Here is a 22508-nt window from a genome sequence, read left to right as displayed (position 1 = left end):
TCTATAAAGTTTTCAATGCATCATAACATGAACATGTAAAAAGCTAAGTTAACGTATTGTTTAGACGTAAAAAAAGAGCCCGAAGGCTCTTTTTTTTATAAGTCGATTGTCAGATTAGAAAATGATTTGATTGTTTTGCAACAATTGATCTAGGGTTGTATCAGTATTATTTAATACAAGTAAATCTGTTGTAGCATAAGTTGTTCCAGCTCCGTCACGATCAATACTAACAGTTGTATTTGTACCATCAGAAGTCACTGTGAGGTATCCAGCAAATGATGCTGCAGTACCATTTCCAGTGTAACCAACCAATAGGCTACTTATATCAATTTTGTCAGCATCAGCATCGGAAGCAGTTGGCCCTACGTGGAAGTTATTCCATGTATCTACACCATTGCCACCAGCATTATCAGCATTATTCAATACATTAAAGACTAAAGTATCTGAACCACCTGCATTACTGTTAAGAACATCTTGGCCAGCTGAGCTAACTACAATATCATCGCCCGTGCTGAGGTTAAATTCTTTATCTAGATTGATCGTCAAGCTAGATGAAGATTCCTGACCAGTTATTCCTGATACCAGTTTATATTCAATTACGTCAGATGCCGCTGTCGAAGAAGTACTTGGCAGATATGTATACGAACCATTCGCATACATATGTAGCGTTCCTGTACCTGTATCGATAGCTTGACCTAAAGCAAGTTCATATGTACCAGTTGTGGTATTCAATACATATAGTTGAGAACCCTCAGCGATGTCAGCAACTCCTCCAATTGCATCACCCTCCAGTACATTACCAGAAACCACTCCACCATTAGCACCAGTATAGTCATAGCTATCTAGGTGAGTGATTGTTTCACCCATATATACTGAAGTGGTATAACCAAGGCCTAAGATGTTTCGACTAGAGATAGTCGCTGTGTATGTACCAGCTTCTAAATCATTTAAGGTCAAACGAACACCGCCATCTAATAGGCTTACAGCATTTGCTAGAGAAGTACCCGTTACTGTACCAACCACAACTCCTGCACTATTCGTTACAGTGATTGTGTAAGAAGGTAACACACTCAAACCTGCACCAGGAACTGCGTAAATTGTGACATCACTCATATCATTGGCATCAACTGTGAAGTTGTATGTCATTGTGCCAGTTCGAGGAGTGAGCGGAGTACCTAGTGGTGTACTAAACGAACCTTGACCATTATCAAGCGGATCAATATTAGTCATTGCATTCACTAAAATGCTGTTGACCGTAATCTCATCCGGATTTGCGATAGGTGCAGGAACAATACCATCTACTGAAGGATCTGCAGTATTCCAAGTCACTGTAACGTCTGGAGAACCTACCTGAACATGTAATGTTGCAGTATCAGTAGTTCCTGTTATTGCATCACGAATTGTGTAAGTGAATGAATCCACTTTACCAATTGCACTCAGATCAGCTGTATTTGGTGTATAGGTGTAGTGACCATTTGTAGAAATCACCAATGTACCGTATGCACCGCTTATAACTGTATCTGTTCCTACTGTTTGTGGTAGAGCACCCACTACCTCAGAAGTTACGGTTGTAACCTGAGTAGCTAATGTCGTTACATCATCAGTCAGTACATTACCCTCTGCAACTACTGCTGTATTAGTAGAAGCAACTGTGTAATCAAAGTCATCTTTCACTACACTCATTGTACCTAGTAAGCCCAAACCTAAGCCGGTGTAAACCATAAATGCTCGGTATTCACCTTGATCGAGTTGAACCGTTGCACCAAAGCCACCACTGCCCAATACGCCAATGTTGAGTAAGCCAGTACTTGTACCGCCATCAATATTGTACCAAGAACCATCGGCACCTTTTTGTTGCAATACCACTTTGTAATCATTCAATAATGATACTGATAGCAATGCACCATATGAGAAGGTAACTTCAGCTTCATGACCAGCGTCAATTGTAAATCCAACACTTGGTGTTCCTAATACCGGTACATTAAAGTCCTCTGTAATTCCTAGCAATGCTAGATAAGTTGCAGAGCCTATAGCTACATCGAATGTGGCTTGAGGAACGATATCTACACCAGCAGAAACCACATTATCGATTGCATCTACAGCATTAATTGTTGCAGGTTGTGATGGGTCACTTGTATTCCAAGTCATATCAATAGCATCACTATCAATATGTAGATACAAGGTCGCTTGCGATGTATTTACACCATCTGACAAGGTGTACGTAAATTGATCAACTTGACCAAGACTTGCAGCCTCACCATTTGGTTCATAGCTGTAATTACCATTAGCGTAGATTGACAATGTACCGTGGTCACCCACAATTGTTGTTACACCTGTCGCATTAACCGCAAATGTCGTGCCATTAAAGTCAACGCTAGTCACTGTACTGAAACCAGAAGCAGTATCTGCGTGTCCATTTAGGCCAACATCATGGATAACGTTACCTTCAGCGACTTGTGTACTGTAGCCTGTGATATTTGTCGCATCAAATACATCTTTTTGAACTGACAATGTACCTAGCACACTAACTCCGACACCACCACCAGCATAAGTCATATAAGCTCTATATTGACCGGCTGCTAGGCCTTCCAATGTCACTGAGTTTCCACCAAAGGCTGCAAGACTGAGTAAGTCAGCATCTCCAGTACCATTCACAGCTACCCATTGATTCGTTGCAGTATCAAATTTTTGAACCACGAGTACATAGTCAGCAAGCAGACTTGCATCTATTAATGCACCGTAATTGAAGGTCACATCATTTAAGGTGCTATCGGTCAAAGTAAAGTTAACGCTTTGACCACCAGCTTGGAAGTCAAAATTATCAGTCAATGACAATAATGCTAGATACGTAGTACTACCTACCGCCACATCATTTTGGAGTTGTAAATACTCTGGATTAATGACTGCTACAGCCAAGTCATCAACCGCGATGATTGGAGTACTATTACCAATTGTAAAGTCTAGGCTTGCACTAATATTGCCGCCCATAGGATCAGACAATGTATAAGTGAAGTGATCAACTAGACCTAGGTTGGCATTCGTATTAGTCGGTGTATAGCTATAATCACCATTTGCGAATATTTGAAGCGTACCATATTGACCTTGAATAGTTGTGCCAGTATTTGGATCAACATTCGTAGTCACACCGTTCACAGTAACCGAATCAACAATTGTGAAGCCCGTTACTGTATCGGCATTTGTGCCTACGCCAAGTCCGGTAATCACATTGCCTTCTGTTGCTAGACCAGTAAAGTCAATTTGATTTGGATCATAAACATCCATCGTACCAGACAATGTACCTAGGATACTCTTACCATATAGGCCGTTGTATGTCATAAAGGCACGATATTGACCTTCATCAAGTCCTTCAACAACCGCTCCTGGTGTCGCATTCACACCTATACCCAATACACTCAAGTTCAACAAGGAAGCTTCACTACTACCAGTAATTGACTCCCAACTATTAGTAGCAGTATTGAATTTTTGTACTACAAGTTGGTAATCACCAAGCGCTCCTTCATTGATTAAACTGCTGTATTTGAAGGTTGCAGTTCCGTTTTCACCAGCGCCTACATTGAACTCCACAGTACTATTCACGAATGGTAAAGGAGCTTGTAGATTGATACCGGCCAACGATAACAATGCAAGGTAACTTGCGCTACCCAATGCTCTGTCATCCTCAATTAAATGAGGCTCAGCAGCAATTGCAGCATTTACAGCATCATCCACTGCTGTAATTGTTACAGTAGCAGGTTGTGATGGATCAGCTGCATCCCAATTCATATCCACAGCTTTACTATCTAGATGTACATAGAACGTAGCTTGTGAAGTTGTATTAGAAGCAGGGTCTAACAAGGTATAGGTAAATTGATCAACCTGACCTAAACCAGCACTATCAGCATTTGGTGTATAGGTGTAATCACCATTTGCATAGATGAGTAAAGTACCGTGAGCACCGATAATTTCAGTTGGAGATGCTCCAATTGCAATGCCATTGACTTCACTAATAATACTGTTAGGTGTAGCAATATCAACATCACCATTTGTATTTGGATCAGAGATTAGATTGCCATGAGCTGCCACAACATCGTAACCAGTAATAACCGCAGGGTTATAAACATCTACACTGCCGTTTAATGTTACTGCGAGTGCGCCACCCACTGCACCACTGAATGACAAGAATGCTCTATATTCGCCTTCAGTAAGTCCTGCAATCTGTGCTGTCGGTGTAGTTCCTAGTAAGGTTAAATTCAATAATGAACGATCACCTGTACCATTCACAGCTTCCCATTGTCCTGTCGCATCATTGTATTTTTGCAACACAACATTGTAGTCACCTAAAGCAGATGCACCAATCAAACTATTGAAGTTGAATGTTGCAACGCCTTCCTGACCAGCAGCGATAGTAAAGTCAACTGTATCTACAGTGAGGAGTTGTAAGTCAACAATATTTCCAACATTTAATAGAACACCATAGAATGCCGAATCAGTCTCTGTACCCACCAATTGATATTGTGGATTGAGTTCAACCTCAACAAGATTATCCGCTGCACGAATCGAATCAAACACGATATTAAGATTAGCTTGTCCAGTTGCTCCAGTTACTGAGTCAGTTAACGTATATGTGAATACATCAGTTTGACCTACACCAGAACCATCTGCATTTGGTACGTAAACATAACTACCATCTTGATAGAAAGTAATTGTTCCGTAAGTACCTGCAAATGTCTCACCATCAGCATCAATCGCATGACCATTTACTGATGAAACAAAAGTATCTGGAGTTACTTGATCGATTTGACCTGTTGTTGGATCCGGATCAGTAATCACGTTACCTTCAGCATTACCAATTTCATATCCACCTGCTACAGACAAGTCATAATCATCCATAGTGGCAGAAAGAGTACCTAATACGCCAACTCCTAACAATCCATCGTAGGCTAAGAATGCGCGGTATTGACCCGCATCTAAACCATCAAGGACTGCACCAGGAACATTACCTGTACCAATACCTAACAAGTGCAAGCTAATTAAAGATGAATCAGCATCGCCATGGATAGATTCCCATTGGTTAGTTGCTGTATTGAATTTCTGAACTACTAGTTTGTAGTCAGAAAGTACAGCTGCGTCGATTAAGCCACTATATTGGAAAGTGACATCACCTTCATGACCATCAGCGACAGTAAATCCTAGAGAATTACCACCAAGTTGAAGGTCTAAGCCTGCTACAGATGTAAGTACTAAATAAGAAGTACTGCCTAGGCTTACATCATCACCAACAAGAGCTGGTTTCGGACTAAGAACTGCATGATCAGTGTTGTCAAAGGCAGGAATAGAACCCGCAAGAGTATAGCTTTGTGTATCCGCTACTGTGCTTGGGTTACCCGCCGCATCGGTAAAGGTTGCTACTGCATCAACTGTTAAGTCTGGATCTGCAGCAAGGCCACTACCAGCTACATCAACGGTCCAAAGACCCGTTGCTGCATCCACGGTTGCAGTATAATCAACACCATTTACAGTCACCACAACCTCTGTTGTTGCAGCATCTGTAGGAATGTTGGTCAAGGTACCTGTTAAGGTCACCAGACCACCTGCTTCTACTGCATTCAGTATGTTATCAGCAGTAACTGGGTCAATTGCTAACACAGTTGTAGTGATATCTGGTGGAGTAACATCGAGTGTTACTGTTACATCAGCATCAGCTGCATCCACGTTACCTTGAGCATCTACAGCCTCAGCATGAATCACAATCTGACCAGTCACAGGATCTGCTGCTGTTGCGGCAAGAGCTGCTGTGATAAAGCCGTTGGCAAGGTCAGTTGCTGTCACGGTGTAGTTAGTACCGTTAACATTAACCACTGTGCCATCGATTGCATCTGGTCCCAACGCCACTTGTGCATTGAAGGTACCGTCTGTGCCAAGTTCTGCAGCATTTAAGATACCGTCGCCATTTAAGTCTTCAGGAACCGTGATCGCTGTAATCAGATCTTGTGGAGTTGTATCAATTGTTACTGTTACATCTGCATCAGCAACATCCACGTTACCTTGTGCATCTACAGCCTCAGCATGAATCACAATCTGTCCAGTCACAGGATCTGCTGCTGTTGCATCCAGAGCTGCTGTGATAAAGCCGTTGGCAAGGTCAGCTGCTGTCACGGTGTAGTTAGTACCGTTCACATTAACCACTGTGCCATCGATTGCATCTGGTCCCAACGCCACTTGTGCATTGAAGGTGCCATCTGTGCCTAGCTCGTCTGCATTTAAAATACCGTCGCCATTTAAGTCTTCAGGAATCGTGATCGCACCGATCAGGTCTGCAGGTAAGGTATCAACTGTTACTGTCACATCTGCATCTGCAACATCCACGTTACCTTGTGGATCGACTGCTTCTGCATGGATCGCTACAGGGCCTTCGCCTGTGACAGGGATCGCTGCTGTGATGAAGCCGTTGGTAAGGTCAGCTGCTGTCACGGTGTAGTTAGTACCGTTCACATTAACCACTGTGCCATCGATTGCATCTGGTCCCAACGCCACTTGTGCATTGAAGGTACCGTCTGTGCCTAGCTCGTCTGCATTTAAAATACCGTCGCCATTTAAGTCTTCAGGAATCGTGATCGCACCGATCAGGTCTGCAGGTAAGGTATCAACTGTTACTGTCACGTCTGCATCTGCAACATCCACGTTACCTTGTGGATCGACTGCTTCTGCATGGATCGCTACAGGGCCTTCGCCTGTGACAGGGATCGCTGCTGTGATGAAGCCGTTGGTAAGGTCAGCTGCTGTCACGGTGTAGTTAGTACCGTTCACATTAACCACTGTGCCATCGATTGCATCTGGTCCCAACGCCACTTGTGCATTGAAGGTACCGTCTGTGCCTAGCTCGTCTGCATTCAAGATACCGTCGCCATTTAAGTCTTCAGGAATCGTGATCGCACCGATCAGGTCTGCAGGTAAGGTATCAACTGTTACTGTCACGTCTGCATCAGCAACATCCACGTTACCTTGTGGATCGACTGCTTCTGCATGGATCGCTACAGGGCCTTCGCCTGTGACAGGGATCGCTGCTGTGATGAAGCCGTTGGTAAGGTCAGCTGCTGTCACGGTGTAGTTAGTACCGTTCACATTAACCACTGTGCCATCGATTGCATCTGGTCCCAACGCCACTTGTGCATTGAAGGTGCCATCTGTGCCTAGCTCGTCTGCATTTAAAATACCGTCGCCATTTAAGTCTTCAGGAATCGTGATCGCACCGATCAGGTCTGCAGGTAAGGTATCAACTGTTACTGTCACGTCTGCATCTGCAACATCCACGTTACCTTGTGGATCGACTGCTTCTGCATGGATCGCTACAGGGCCTTCGCCTGTAACAGGGATCGCTGCTGTGATGAAGCCGTTAGTAAGGTCAGCTGCTGTCACGGTGTAGTTAGTACCGTTCACATTAACCACTGTGCCATCGATTGCATCTGGTCCCAACGCCACTTGTGCATTGAAGGTGCCGTCTGTGCCTAGCTCGTCTGCATTTAAAATACCGTCGCCATTTAAGTCTTCAGGAATCGTGATCGCACCGATCAGGTCTGCAGGTAAGGTATCAACTGTTACTGTCACGTCTGCATCTGCAACATCCACGTTACCTTGTGGATCGACTGCTTCTGCATGGATCGCTACAGGGCCTTCGCCTGTAACAGGGATCGCTGCTGTGATGAAGCCGTTGGTAAGGTCAGCTGCTGTCACGGTGTAGTTAGTACCGTTCACATTAACCACTGTGCCATCGATTGCATCTGGTCCCAACGCCACTTGTGCATTGAAGGTACCGTCTGTGCCTAGCTCGTCTGCATTTAAGATACCGTCGCCATTTAAGTCTTCAGGAATCGTGATCGCACCGATCAGGTCTGCAGGTACGGTATCAACCGTTACTGTCACGTCTGCATCTGCAACATCCACGTTACCTTGTGGATCGACTGCTTCTGCATGGATTGCTACAGGACCTTCGCCTGTAACAGGGATCGCTGCTGTGATAAAGCCGTTGGCAAGGTCAGCTGCTGTCACGGTGTAGTTAGTACCGTTCACATTCACCACTGTGCCATCGATTGCATCCGGTCCTAACGCCACTTGTGCATTGAAGGTACCGTCTGTGCCTAGCTCGTCTGCATTCAGGATACCGTCGCCATTTAAGTCTTCAGGAATCGTGATCGCACCGATCAGGTCTGCAGGTACGGTATCAACCGTTACTGTCACGTCTGCATCTGCAACATCCACGTTACCTTGTGGATCGACTGCTTCTGCATGGATCGCTACAGGGCCTTCGCCTGTAACAGGGATCGCTGCTGTGATGAAGCCATTTGCAAGGTCAGCTGCTGTCACGGTGTAGTTAGTACCGTTCACATTCACCACTGTGCCATCGATTGCATCTGGTCCCAACGCCACTTGTGCATTGAAGGTACCGTCTGTGCCTAGCTCGTCTGCATTTAAGATACCGTCGCCATTTAAGTCTTCAGGAATCGTGATTGCACCGATCAGGTCTGCAGGTAAGGTATCAACTGTTACTGTCACGTCTGCATCTGCAACATCCACGTTACCTTGTGGATCGACTGCTTCTGCATGGATCGCTACAGGGCCTTCGCCTGTGACAGGAATCGCTGCTGTGATGAAGCCGTTTGCAAGGTCAGCTGCTGTCACGGTGTAGTTAGTACCGTTCACATTCACCACTGTGCCGTCGATTGCATCTGGTCCCAACGCCACTTGTGCATTGAAGGTGCCATCTGTGCCTAGCTCGTCTGCATTCAGGATACCGTCGCCATTTAAGTCTTCAGGAATCGTGATCGCACCGATCAGGTCTGCAGGTAAGGTATCAACTGTTACTGTCACATCTGCATCTGCAACATCCACGTTACCTTGTGGATCGACTGCTTCTGCATGGATCGCTACAGGGCCTTCGCCTGTGACAGGGATCGCTGCTGTGATGAAGCCGTTGGTAATATCAGCTGCTGTCACGGTGTAGTTAGTACCGTTCACATTCACCACTGTGCCATCGATTGCATCTGGCCCCAACGCCACTTGTGCATTGAAGGTGCCGTCTGTGCCTAGCTCGTCTGCATTCAGGATACCGTCGCCATTTAAGTCTTCAGGAATCGTAATCGCACCGATCAGGTCTGCAGGTAAGGTATCAACTGTTACTGTGACATCTGCGTCTGCAACATCCACGTTACCTTGTGGATCGACTGCTTCTGCATGGATCGCTACAGGGCCTTCGCCTGTGACAGGGATCGCTGCTGTGATGAAGCCGTTGGTAAGGTCAGCTGCTGTCACGGTGTAGTTAGTACCGTTCACATTCACCACTGTGCCATCGATTGCATCTGGTCCCAACGCCACTTGTGCATTGAAGGTGCCATCTGTGCCTAGCTCGTCTGCATTCAAGATACCGTCGCCATTTAAGTCTTCAGGAATCGTGATCGCACCGATCAGGTCTGCAGGTAGGGTATCAACCGTTACTGTCACGTCTGCATCTGCAACATCCACGTTACCTTGTGGATCGACTGCTTCTGCATGGATCGCTACAGGGCCTTCGCCTGTGACAGGAATCGCTGCTGTGATGAAGCCGTTAGTAAGGTCAGCTGCTGTCACGGTGTAGTTAGTACCGTTCACATTAACCACTGTGCCATCGATTGCATCTGGTCCCAACGCCACTTGTGCATTGAAGGTACCGTCTGTGCCTAGCTCGTCTGCATTCAGGATACCGTCGCCATTTAAGTCTTCAGGAATCGTGATTGCACCGATCAGGTCTGCAGGTAAGGTATCAACTGTTACTGTCACATCTGCATCTGCAACATCCACGTTACCTTGTGGATCGACTGCTTCTGCATGGATCGCTACAGGGCCTTCGCCTGTGACAGGGATCGCTGCTGTGATGAAGCCGTTGGTAAGGTCAGCTGCTGTCACGGTGTAGTTAGTACCGTTCACATTAACCACTGTGCCATCGATTGCATCTGGTCCCAACGCCACTTGTGCATTGAAGGTACCGTCTGTGCCTAGCTCGTCTGCATTTAAAATACCGTCGCCATTTAAGTCTTCAGGAATCGTGATCGCACCGATCAGGTCTGCAGGTAAGGTATCAACTGTTACTGTCACGTCTGCATCAGCAACATCCACGTTACCTTGTGGATCGACTGCTTCTGCATGGATCGCTACAGGGCCTTCGCCTGTAACAGGGATCGCTGCTGTGATGAAGCCGTTGGTAAGGTCAGCTGCTGTCACGGTGTAGTTAGTACCGTTCACATTAACCACTGTGCCATCGATTGCATCTGGTCCCAACGCCACTTGTGCATTGAAGGTACCGTCTGTGCCTAGCTCGTCTGCATTCAAGATACCGTCGCCATTTAAGTCTTCAGGAATCGTGATCGCACCGATCAGGTCTGCAGGTAAGGTATCAACTGTTACTGTCACGTCTGCATCAGCAACATCCACGTTACCTTGTGGATCGACTGCTTCTGCATGGATCGCTACAGGGCCTTCGCCTGTAACAGGGATCGCTGCTGTGATGAAGCCGTTGGTAAGGTCAGCTGCTGTCACGGTGTAGTTAGTACCGTTCACATTAACCACTGTGCCATCGATTGCATCTGGTCCCAACGCCACTTGTGCATTGAAGGTACCGTCTGTGCCTAGCTCGTCTGCATTTAAAATACCGTCGCCATTTAAGTCTTCAGGAATCGTGATCGCACCGATCAGGTCTGCAGGTAAGGTATCAACTGTTACTGTCACGTCTGCATCTGCAACATCCACGTTACCTTGTGGATCGACTGCTTCTGCATGGATCGCTACAGGGCCTTCGCCTGTAACAGGGATCGCTGCTGTGATGAAGCCGTTAGTAAGGTCAGCTGCTGTCACGGTGTAGTTAGTACCGTTCACATTAACCACTGTGCCATCGATTGCATCTGGTCCCAACGCCACTTGTGCATTGAAGGTGCCGTCTGTGCCTAGCTCGTCTGCATTCAAGATACCGTCGCCATTTAAGTCTTCAGGAATCGTAATCGCACCGATCAGGTCTGCAGGTACGGTATCAATAGTAAGCGTAGCTGTATCTGTAGCTGTATTTCCAGCTGGATCAGTTGCAGTTACAGTCACTGTATGTGGGCCGTCTGTTAACGCAGGCAGTGTATTGTCTGCAAGCGTCCAAGTACCATCGCCATTGTTTGTCGCTGGATAGTCAACACCATCCACAGTCACAACCACGCTTGCTGTTGGGTCATTAATCGCCCCTGTTAAAGCAGGAGTCGTGTCATTAGTAACGACATCATCTAAAGATACTACTGGAGCGCTAGTATCAATCGTCACCACTGCAGTATCTGTACCTGCATTGCCTGCTGCATCTGTTGCAGTCACGGTAATGGTGTGTGGGCCGTCTGTTAAAGCAGGCAAGCTATTGTCTGCAAGGGTCCAGGTGCCATCACCATTGTTCACTGCTGGATAGTCAACACCATCCACAGTCACCACCACAGTTGCTGACGGATCGTTCACTGTACCTGTGAGTGCCGGTGTGCTGTCGTTAGTGAGCACATCATCAAGGGCAACCACTGGCGCTGTGATGTCTGCAGACACTGTACCTGTACCTGGCAATGAGGTATTGCCTGCAGGGTCAGTGGCTGTTGCAGTTACTGTATCGCCATCCACCAGAGTACCTGGGTTTGGTACTGACCAGCTGCCATCTGTACCTGCCACTACTGTTGCAGTCGTACCGTCAGGATAAGTCACAGTCACGGTTGAACCCGCTTCTGCTGTACCGCTGATCGGGTCAGTCGCATTGATTGGATCAAGTACCGGTGCATTTGGTGCTGTGGTATCAATCGTCACCACTGCAGTATCTGTACCTGCATTGCCTGCTGCATCTGTTGCAGTCACGGTAATGGTGTGTGGGCCGTCTGTTAAAGCAGGCAGTGTATTGTCTGCAAGTGTCCAGGTGCCGTCACCATTGTTTGTCGCTGGATAGTCAACACCATCTACAGTCACCACCACAGTTGCTGACGGATCGTTCACTGTACCTGTGAGTGCCGGTGTGCTGTCGTTAGTGAGCACATCATCAAGGGCAACCACTGGCGCTGTGATGTCTGCAGACACTGTACCTGTACCTGGCAATGAGGTATTGCCTGCAGGGTCAGTGGCTGTTGCAGTTACTGTATCGCCATCCACCAGGTTACCTGGGTTTGGTACTGACCAGCTGCCATCTGTACCTGCCACTACTGTCGCAGTCGTACCGTCAGGATAAGTCACAGTCACGGTTGAACCCGCTTCTGCTGTACCGCTCACCGGGTCAGTCGCATTGATTGGATCAAGGACCGGTGCATTTGGTGCTGTGGTATCAATGGTCACCACTGCAGTATCTGTACCTGCATTGCCTGCTGCATCTGTTGCAGTCACGGTAATGGTGTGTGGGCCGTCTGTTAAAGCAGGCAAGCTATTGTCTGCAAGTGTCCAGGTGCCGTCACCATTGTTTGTCGCCGGATAGTCAACACCATCTACAGTCACCACCACAGTTGCTGACGGATCGTTCACTGTACCTGTGAGTGCCGGTGTGCTGTCATTGGTGAGCACATCATCAAGGGCAACCACTGGCGCTGTGATGTCTGCAGACACTGTACCTGTACCTGGCAATGACGTATTGCCTGCAGGGTCAGTGGCTGTTGCAGTTACTGTATCGCCATCCACCAGGTTACCTGGGTTTGGTACTGACCAGCTGCCATCTGTACCTGCCACTACTGTCGCAGTCGTACCGTCAGGATAAGTCACAGTCACGGTTGAACCCGCTTCTGCTGTACCGCTCACCGGGTCAGTCGCATTGATTGGATCAAGGACCGGTGCATTTGGTGCTGTGGTATCAATGGTCACCACTGCAGTATCTGTACCTGCATTGCCTGCTGCATCTGTTGCAGTCACGGTAATGGTGTGTGGGCCGTCTGTTAAAGCAGGAAGTGTATTGTCTGCAAGTGTCCAGGTGCCATCGCCATTGTTTGTCGCTGGATAGTCAACACCATCTACAGTCACCACTACAGTTGCTGACGGATCGTTCACTGTACCTGTGAGTGCCGGTGTGCTGTCATTGGTGAGCACATCATCAAGGGCAACCACTGGCGCTGTGATGTCTGCAGACACTGTACCTGTGCCTGGCAATGACGTATTGCCTGCAGGGTCAGTGGCTGTTGCAGTTACTGTATCGCCATCCACCAGAGTACCTGGGTTTGGTACTGACCAGCTGCCATCTGTACCTGCTACTACTGTCGCAGTCGTACCGTCAGGATAAGTCACAGTCACGGTTGAACCCGCTTCTGCTGTACCGCTGATCGGGTCAGTCGCATTGATTGGATCAAGTACCGGTGCATTTGGTGCTGTGGTATCAATCGTCACCACTGCAGTATCTGTACCTGCATTGCCTGCTGCATCTGTTGCAGTCACGGTAATGGTGTGTGGACCGTCTGTTAAAGCAGGAAGTGTATTGTCTGCAAGGGTCCAGGTGCCGTCACCATTGTTCACTGCCGGATAGTCAACACCATCCACAGTCACCACCACAGTTGCTGACGGATCGTTCACTGTACCTGTGAGTGCCGGTGTGCTGTCATTGGTGAGCACATCATCAAGGGCAACCACTGGCGCTGTGATGTCTGCAGACACTGTACCTGTACCTGGCAATGACGTATTGCCTGCAGGGTCAGTGGCTGTTGCAGTTACTGTATCGCCATCCACCAGGTTACCTGGGTTTGGTACTGACCAGCTGCCATCTGTACCTGCCACTACTGTCGCAGTCGTACCGTCAGGATAAGTCACAGTCACGGTTGAACCCGCTTCTGCTGTACCGCTCACCGGGTCAGTCGCATTGATTGGATCAAGGACCGGTGCATTTGGTGCTGTGGTATCAATCGTCACCACTGCAGTATCTGTACCTGCATTGCCTGCTGCATCTGTTGCAGTCACGGTAATGGTGTGTGGGCCGTCTGTTAAAGCAGGAAGTGTATTGTCTGCAAGGGTCCAGGTGCCGTCACCATTGTTCACTGCCGGATAGTCAACACCATCCACAGTCACCACCACAGTTGCTGACGGATCGTTCACTGTACCTGTGAGTGCCGGTGTGCTGTCATTGGTGAGCACATCATCAAGGGCAACCACTGGCGCTGTGATGTCTGCAGACACTGTACCTGTACCTGGCAATGAGGTATTGCCTGCAGGGTCAGTGGCTGTTGCAGTTACTGTATCGCCATCCACCAGAGTACCTGGGTTTGGTACTGACCAGCTGCCATCTGTACCTGCCACTACTGTTGCAGTCGTACCGTCAGGATAAGTCACAGTCACGGTTGAACCCGCTTCTGCTGTACCGCTGATCGGGTCAGTCGCATTGATTGGATCAAGTACCGGTGCATTTGGTGCTGTGGTATCAATCGTCACCACTGCAGTATCTGTACCTGCATTGCCTGCTGCATCTGTTGCAGTCACGGTAATGGTGTGTGGACCGTCTGCGAGTGTTGGCAAGCTATTGTCTGCAAGGGTCCAGGTGCCATCACCATTGTTCACTGCCGGATAGTCAACACCATCCACAGTCACCACCACAGTTGCTGACGGATCGTTCACTGTACCTGTGAGTGCCGGTGTGCTGTCATTGGTGAGCACATCATCAAGGGCAACCACTGGCGCTGTGATGTCTGCAGACACTGTACCTGTACCTGGCAATGAGGTATTGCCTGCAGGGTCAGTGGCTGTTGCAGTTACTGTATCGCCATCCACCAGAGTACCTGGGTTTGGTACTGACCAGCTGCCATCTGTACCTGCCACTACTGTTGCAGTCGTACCGTCAGGATAAGTCACAGTCACGGTTGAACCCGCTTCTGCTGTACCGCTCACCGGGTCAGTCGCATTGATTGGATCAAGGACCGGTGCATTTGGTGCTGTGGTATCAATCGTCACCACTGCAGTATCTGTACCTGCATTGCCTGCTGCATCTGTTGCAGTCACGGTAATGGTGTGTGGACCGTCTGTTAAAGCAGGCAAGCTATTGTCTGCAAGGGTCCAGGTGCCATCACCATTGTTCACTGCCGGATAGTCAACACCATCCACAGTCACCACCACAGTTGCTGACGGATCGTTCACTGTACCTGTGAGTGCCGGTGTGCTGTCATTGGTGAGCACATCATCAAGGGCAACCACTGGCGCTGTGATGTCTGCAGACACTGTACCTGTGCCTGGCAATGACGTATTGCCTGCAGGGTCAGTGGCTGTTGCAGTTACTGTATCGCCATCCACCAGAGTACCTGGGTTTGGTACTGACCAGCTGCCATCTGTACCTGCTACTACTGTCGCAGTCGTACCGTCAGGATAAGTCACAGTCACGGTTGAACCCGCTTCTGCTGTACCGCTGATCGGGTCAGTCGCATTGATTGGATCAAGTACCGGTGCATTTGGTGCTGTGGTATCAATCGTCACCACTGCAGTATCTGTACCTGCATTGCCTGCTGCATCTGTTGCAGTCACGGTAATGGTGTGTGGACCGTCTGTTAAAGCAGGAAGTGTATTGTCTGCAAGGGTCCAGGTGCCGTCACCATTGTTCACTGCCGGATAGTCAACACCATCCACAGTCACCACCACAGTTGCTGACGGATCGTTCACTGTACCTGTGAGTGCCGGTGTGCTGTCGTTAGTGAGCACATCATCAAGGGCAACCACTGGCGCTGTGATGTCTGCAGACACTGTACCTGTGCCTGGCAATGACGTATTGCCTGCAGGGTCAGTGGCTGTTGCAGTTACTGTATCGCCATCCACCAGAGTACCTGGGTTTGGTACTGACCAGCTGCCATCTGTACCTGCCACAACTGTTGCAGTGGTACCGTCAGGATAAGTCACAGTCACGGTTGAACCCGCTTCTGCTGTACCGCTCACCGGGTCAGTCGCATTGATTGGATCAAGGACCGGTGCATTTGGTGCTGTGGTATCAATGGTCACCACTGCAGTATCTGTACCTGCATTGCCTGCTGCATCTGTTGCAGTCACGGTAATGGTGTGTGGGCCGTCTGTTAAAGCAGGAAGTGTATTGTCTGCAAGTGTCCAGGTGCCATCGCCATTGTTTGTCGCTGGATAGTCAACACCATCTACAGTCACCACCACAGTTGCTGATGGATCGTTCACTGTACCTGTGAGTGCCGGTGTGCTGTCGTTAGTGAGCACATCATCAAGGGCAACCACTGGCGCTGTGATGTCTGCAGACACTGTACCTGTACCTGGCAATGAGGTATTGCCTGCAGGGTCAGTGGCTGTTGCAGTTACTGTATCGCCATCCACCAGGTTACCTGGGTTTGGTACTGACCAGCTGCCATCTGTACCTGCCACTACTGTCGCAGTCGTACCGTCAGGATAAGTCACAGTCACGGTTGAACCCGCTTCTGCTGTACCGCTCACCGGGTCAGTCGCATTGATTGGATCAAGGACCGGTGCATTTGGTGCTGTGGTATCAATGGTCACCACTGCAGTATCTGTACCTGCATTGCCTGCTGCATCTGTTGCAGTCACGGTAATGGTGTGTGGGCCGTCTGTTAAAGCAGGCAGTGTATTGTCTGCAAGTGTCCAGGTGCCGTCACCATTGTTTGTCGCTGGATAGTCAACACCATCTACAGTCACCACCACAGTTGCTGACGGATCGTTCACTGTACCTGTGAGTGCCGGTGTGCTGTCGTTAGTGAGCACATCATCAAGGGCAACCACTGGCGCTGTGATGTCTGCAGACACTGTACCTGTACCTGGCAATGAGGTATTGCCTGCAGGGTCAGTGGCTGTTGCAGTTACTGTATCGCCATCCACCAGGTTACCTGGGTTTGGTACTGACCAGCTGCCATCTGTACCTGCCACTACTGTCGCAGTCGTACCGTCAGGATAAGTCACAGTCACGGTTGAACCCGCTTCTGCTGTACCGCTCACCGGGTCAGTCGCATTGATTGGATCAAGGACCGGTGCATTTGGTGCTGTGGTATCAATGGTCACCACTGCAGTATCTGTACCTGCATTGCCTGCTGCATCTGTTGCAGTCACGGTAATGGTGTGTGGGCCGTCTGTTAAAGCAGGCAGTGTATTGTCTGCAAGTGTCCAGGTGCCGTCACCATTGTTTGTCGCTGGATAGTCAACACCATCTACAGTCACCACCACAGTTGCTGACGGATCGTTCACTGTACCTGTGAGTGCCGGTGTGCTGTCGTTAGTGAGCACATCATCAAGGGCAACCACTGGCGCTGTGATGTCTGCAGACACTGTACCTGTACCTGGCAATGAGGTATTGCCTGCAGGGTCAGTGGCTGTTGCAGTTACTGTATCGCCATCCACCAGGTTACCTGGGTTTGGTACTGACCAGCTGCCATCTGTACCTGCCACTACTGTCGCAGTCGTACCGTCAGGATAAGTCACAGTCACGGTTGAACCCGCTTCTGCTGTACCGCTCACCGGGTCAGTCGCATTGATTGGATCAAGGACCGGTGCATTTGGTGCTGTGGTATCAATGGTCACCACTGCAGTATCTGTACCTGCATTGCCTGCTGCATCTGTTGCAGTCACGGTAATGGTGTGTGGGCCGTCTGTTAAAGCAGGCAAGCTATTGTCTGCAAGTGTCCAGGTGCCGTCACCATTGTTTGTCGCCGGATAGTCAACACCATCTACAGTCACCACCACAGTTGCTGACGGATCGTTCACTGTACCTGTGAGTGCCGGTGTGCTGTCATTGGTGAGCACATCATCAAGGGCAACCACTGGCGCTGTGATGTCTGCAGACACTGTACCTGTACCTGGCAATGACGTATTGCCTGCAGGGTCAGTGGCTGTTGCAGTTACTGTATCGCCATCCACCAGGTTACCTGGGTTTGGTACTGACCAGCTGCCATCTGTACCTGCCACTACTGTCGCAGTCGTACCGTCAGGATAAGTCACAGTCACGGTTGAACCCGCTTCTGCTGTACCGCTCACCGGGTCAGTCGCATTGATTGGATCAAGGACCGGTGCATTTGGTGCTGTGGTATCAATGGTCACCACTGCAGTATCTGTACCTGCATTGCCTGCTGCATCTGTTGCAGTCACGGTAATGGTGTGTGGGCCGTCTGTTAAAGCAGGCAGTGTATTGTCTGCAAGTGTCCAGGTGCCGTCACCATTGTTTGTCGCTGGATAGTCAACACCATCTACAGTCACCACCACAGTTGCTGACGGATCGTTCACTGTACCTGTGAGTGCCGGTGTGCTGTCGTTAGTGAGCACATCATCAAGGGCAACCACTGGCGCTGTGATGTCTGCAGACACTGTACCTGTACCTGGCAATGAGGTATTGCCTGCAGGGTCAGTGGCTGTTGCAGTTACTGTATCGCCATCCACCAGGTTACCTGGGTTTGGTACTGACCAGCTGCCATCTGTACCTGCCACTACTGTCGCAGTCGTACCGTCAGGATAAGTCACAGTCACGGTTGAACCCGCTTCTGCTGTACCGCTCACCGGGTCAGTCGCATTGATTGGATCAAGGACCGGTGCATTTGGTGCTGTGGTATCAATGGTCACCACTGCAGTATCTGTACCTGCATTGCCTGCTGCATCTGTTGCAGTCACGGTAATGGTGTGTGGGCCGTCTGTTAAAGCAGGCAGTGTATTGTCTGCAAGTGTCCAGGTGCCGTCACCATTGTTTGTCGCTGGATAGTCAACACCATCTACAGTCACCACCACAGTTGCTGACGGATCGTTCACTGTACCTGTGAGTGCCGGTGTGCTGTCGTTAGTGAGCACATCATCAAGGGCAACCACTGGCGCTGTGATGTCTGCAGACACTGTACCTGTACCTGGCAATGAGGTATTGCCTGCAGGGTCAGTGGCTGTTGCAGTTACTGTATCGCCATCCACCAGGTTACCTGGGTTTGGTACTGACCAGCTGCCATCTGTACCTGCCACAACTGTTGCAGTGGTACCGTCAGGATAAGTCACAGTCACGGTTGAACCCGCTTCTGCTGTACCGCTCACTGGGTCAGTCGCATTGATTGGATCAAGGACCGGTGCATTTGGTGCTGTGGTATCGATTGTATAAGTGTGGGTATCGTTAACAGTGCTGCTATTACCTGCCGCATCCGTAAACGTTACAGTAGCATCAATCGTTTTATCTGCATCAGCTGTTAAACCACTACCCGGTACGCTTACTGTCCATGTACCCGCTACTTTATCTACAGTAGCAGTGTATGTCTGACCGTTGATCACAACTGTAACGGCCGTATTCGCCGCATCTGCCGGAATATTTTTCAATACACCTGTAATGGTGACATTGCCCGCTGCTTCCGATGCATTAATCACGTTGTCAGCTGTTACTGAATCAACTGCGAAATTAACGCCATCTGTATTTGGTCCAACTCCATCAACAATGGCCGTACCTGGTAATGACGGGTTGCCTGCAGGGTCTGTTGCTACTGCTGTAACTTCATCACCATCATTTAAGCCTGGGTTTGTTACTGACCAGCTGCCATCTGTGCCTGCAACTACACTTGCTGTGCTGCCGTCAGGATAAGTCACAGTCACGGTTGAACCAGGTTCTGCTGTACCTGTAATCGGGTCTGTTCCGTTAACTGGGTCAATTACTGGGGCATTTGGTGCTGTGGTATCGATCGTATAAGTGTGGGTATCGTTAACACTGCTGCTGTTACCTGCCGCATCTGTAAACGTCACTTTCGCATCAATGGTTTTATCTGCATCAGCTGTTAAATCACTACCCGGTACGCTTACTGTCCAGGTACCTGCTGCTTTATCTACAGTAGCAGTGTATGTCTGACCGTTGATCACAACTGTAACGGCTGTATTCGCCGCATCTGCCGGAATGTTTTTCAATACACCTGTAATAGTGACATTGCCTGCTGCTTCCGATGCATTAATCACGTTGTCAGCTGTTACTGAATCAACTGCGAAATTAACGCCATCTGTATTTGGTCCAATTCCATCAACAATGGCCGTACCTGGTAATGACGGGTTGCCTGCTGGATCGGTAGCGATTGCTGTAACTTTATCACCATCATTTAAACCCGGATTCGTTACCGACCAGCTGCCATCTGTGCCTGCCACAACTGTTGCAGTCGTACCGTCAGGATAAGTCACAGTCACAGTTGAACCAGGTTCTGCTGTACCTGTAATCGGGTCTGTTCCGTTAACCGGGTCAATTACTGGGGCATTTGGTGCTGTAGTATCAATCGTATAAGTTTGTGTATCGTTAACAGTGCTGCTATTACCTGCCGCATCTGTAAACGTTACAGTAGCATCAATCGTTTTATCTGTATCAGCTGTTAAACCACTACCCGGTACGCTTACTGTCCATGTACCTGCTGCTTTATCTACAGTAGCAGTGTACGTCTGACCATTGATCACAACTGTAACGACTGTATTCACTGCATCTGCCGGAATGTTTTTCAATACACCTGTAATAGTGACATTGCCCGCTGCTTCCGATGCATTAATCACGTTGTCAGCTGTTACTGAATCAACTGCGAAATTAACGCCATCTGTATTTGGTCCAACTCCATCAACAATGGCCGTACCTGGTAATGACGGGTTGCCTGCTGGATCGGTAGCGATTGCTGTAACTTCATCACCATCATTTAAGCCCGGATTCGTTACCGACCAGCTGCCATCTGTGCCTGCCACAACTGTTGCAGTCGTGCCATCAGGATAAGTCACAGTCACAGTTGAACCAGGTTCTGCTGTACCTGTAATCGGGTCTGTTCCGTTAACCGGGTCAATTACTGGTGCATTTGGTGCTGTGGTATCGATCGTATAAGTTTGAGTATCTTTAACAGTGCTGCTATTACCTGCCGCATCCGTAAACGTTACAGTAGCATCAATCGTTTTATCTGCATCAGCTGTTAAACCACTACCCGGTACGCTTATTGTCCATGTACCTGCTGCTTTATCTACAGTTGCATTATAAGTTACCCCATTAATAACAACTGTAACGACTGTATTCGCTGCATCTGCCGGAATATTTTTCAATACACCTGTAATAGTGACATTGCCCGCTGCTTCCGATGCATTAATCACGTTGTCAGCTGTTACTGAATCAACTGCGAAATTAACGCCATCTGTATTTGGTCCAACTCCATCAACAATGGCCGTACCTGGTAATGACGGGTTGCCTGCTGGATCGGTAGCGATTGCTGTAACTTCATCACCATCATTTAAGCCCGGATTCGTTACCGACCAGCTGCCATCTGTGCCTGCCACAACTGTTGCAGTCGTGCCATCAGGATAAGTCACAGTCACAGTTGAACCAGGTTCTGCTGTACCTGTAATCGGGTCTGTTCCGTTAACCGGGTCAATTACTGGTGCATTTGGTGCTGTGGTATCGATCGTATAAGTTTGAGTATCTTTAACAGTGCTGCTATTACCTGCCGCATCCGTAAACGTTACAGTAGCATCAATCGTTTTATCTGCATCAGCTGTTAAACCACTACCCGGTACGCTTATTGTCCATGTACCTGCTGCTTTATCTACAGTTGCATTATAAGTTACCCCATTAATAACAACTGTAACGACTGTATTCGCTGCATCTGCCGGAATATTTTTCAATACACCTGTAATAGTGACATTGCCTGCTGCTTCCGATGCATTAATTACATTATCTGAAGTAACAGGGTCAACTGTGAAGGTCACCCCATCTGTACTTGGTGGTGTTGTATCGGTAGGTGTTGAAGAATCATCATCACTATCACTGTTCGATGCGGCAGCAATAATACCACCCGCAACTAATGGGATAGCCCATAGCCATGGGTTTATGCCTGCATCGTGATAAAGTAATGGTTCAATTGAAGAAATAGGTTGATAAATAACATCAGACACCAACTCTTGTGGTGCTTCTGCTGGTAAAGCAGCTGGTAAATCTTCTGCTACCAGAGCTTGTGGTTCAACATCGCTGTCGGCATCGGCATCTGCGTCAGCATCTGCGTCGGCATCATTTTCAGCATCTTTGAATTTTGCCCAAATTAACTGTCCATTTTCGTCTTGAAAAACAAGGCTGTTATCTTTAGGTTCAGCTGTACCGCTAAAGAAGTCTTCAATAACAATGGTTTGGCCATTTTTCAGGCGAATAACTGCATTGGTACCCTCCCTATTTACTACCAACACATCACTGGCGGCTACTTTTACCAATACGACCGATGCTTCTGAAAGTTTTGCAGAAGTTCCCTCTGTTGTTGCTAAGGTTTTATGATTGTCCTTAGCAATAATTTGTATTTCAGGCATATCTGTATTCCTTTTATATTATTGATTTAAATGATTTTATGTATAATTCTTTTTACTTAATGTTTCTAAGTTTTTGACCTACAACTTAAAAACATTAAGTAATGTGATCATTTTTACATTAAACACTTTAAAATAAAAAAAACAAATACTAAAGTACCTAAAGAAAAAAAATTAATTAATACAAATTATATATAAGTCTTTATTAGGTTTTTCTTGTGTTAATTTAATAAAAAATTGCATTAAACGTTTTA

1 protein-coding gene is annotated in these 22508 nt (G+C 48.2%); it reads right to left on the bottom strand.

What is annotated here, in order from left to right; all coding sequences use genetic code 11:
- Window positions 1-114 precede the first annotated feature (114 nt).
- Window positions 115-22257 carry a BapA/Bap/LapF family large adhesin gene (locus SOI81_RS03745; RefSeq protein WP_320541247.1) on the bottom strand — a complete coding sequence of 7381 codons (22143 nt, stop codon included), beginning with the start codon at window positions 22255-22257 and terminating at the stop codon, window positions 115-117.
- Window positions 22258-22508 lie beyond the last annotated feature (251 nt).

Origin of the sequence: Acinetobacter pittii (genome assembly GCF_034067285.1) — a bacterium.
Taxonomy (GTDB): domain Bacteria; phylum Pseudomonadota; class Gammaproteobacteria; order Pseudomonadales; family Moraxellaceae; genus Acinetobacter; species Acinetobacter pittii_E.
Note: the sequence above shows the minus strand (reverse complement) of the source record. Positions and strands in the feature narration are given on the sequence as shown.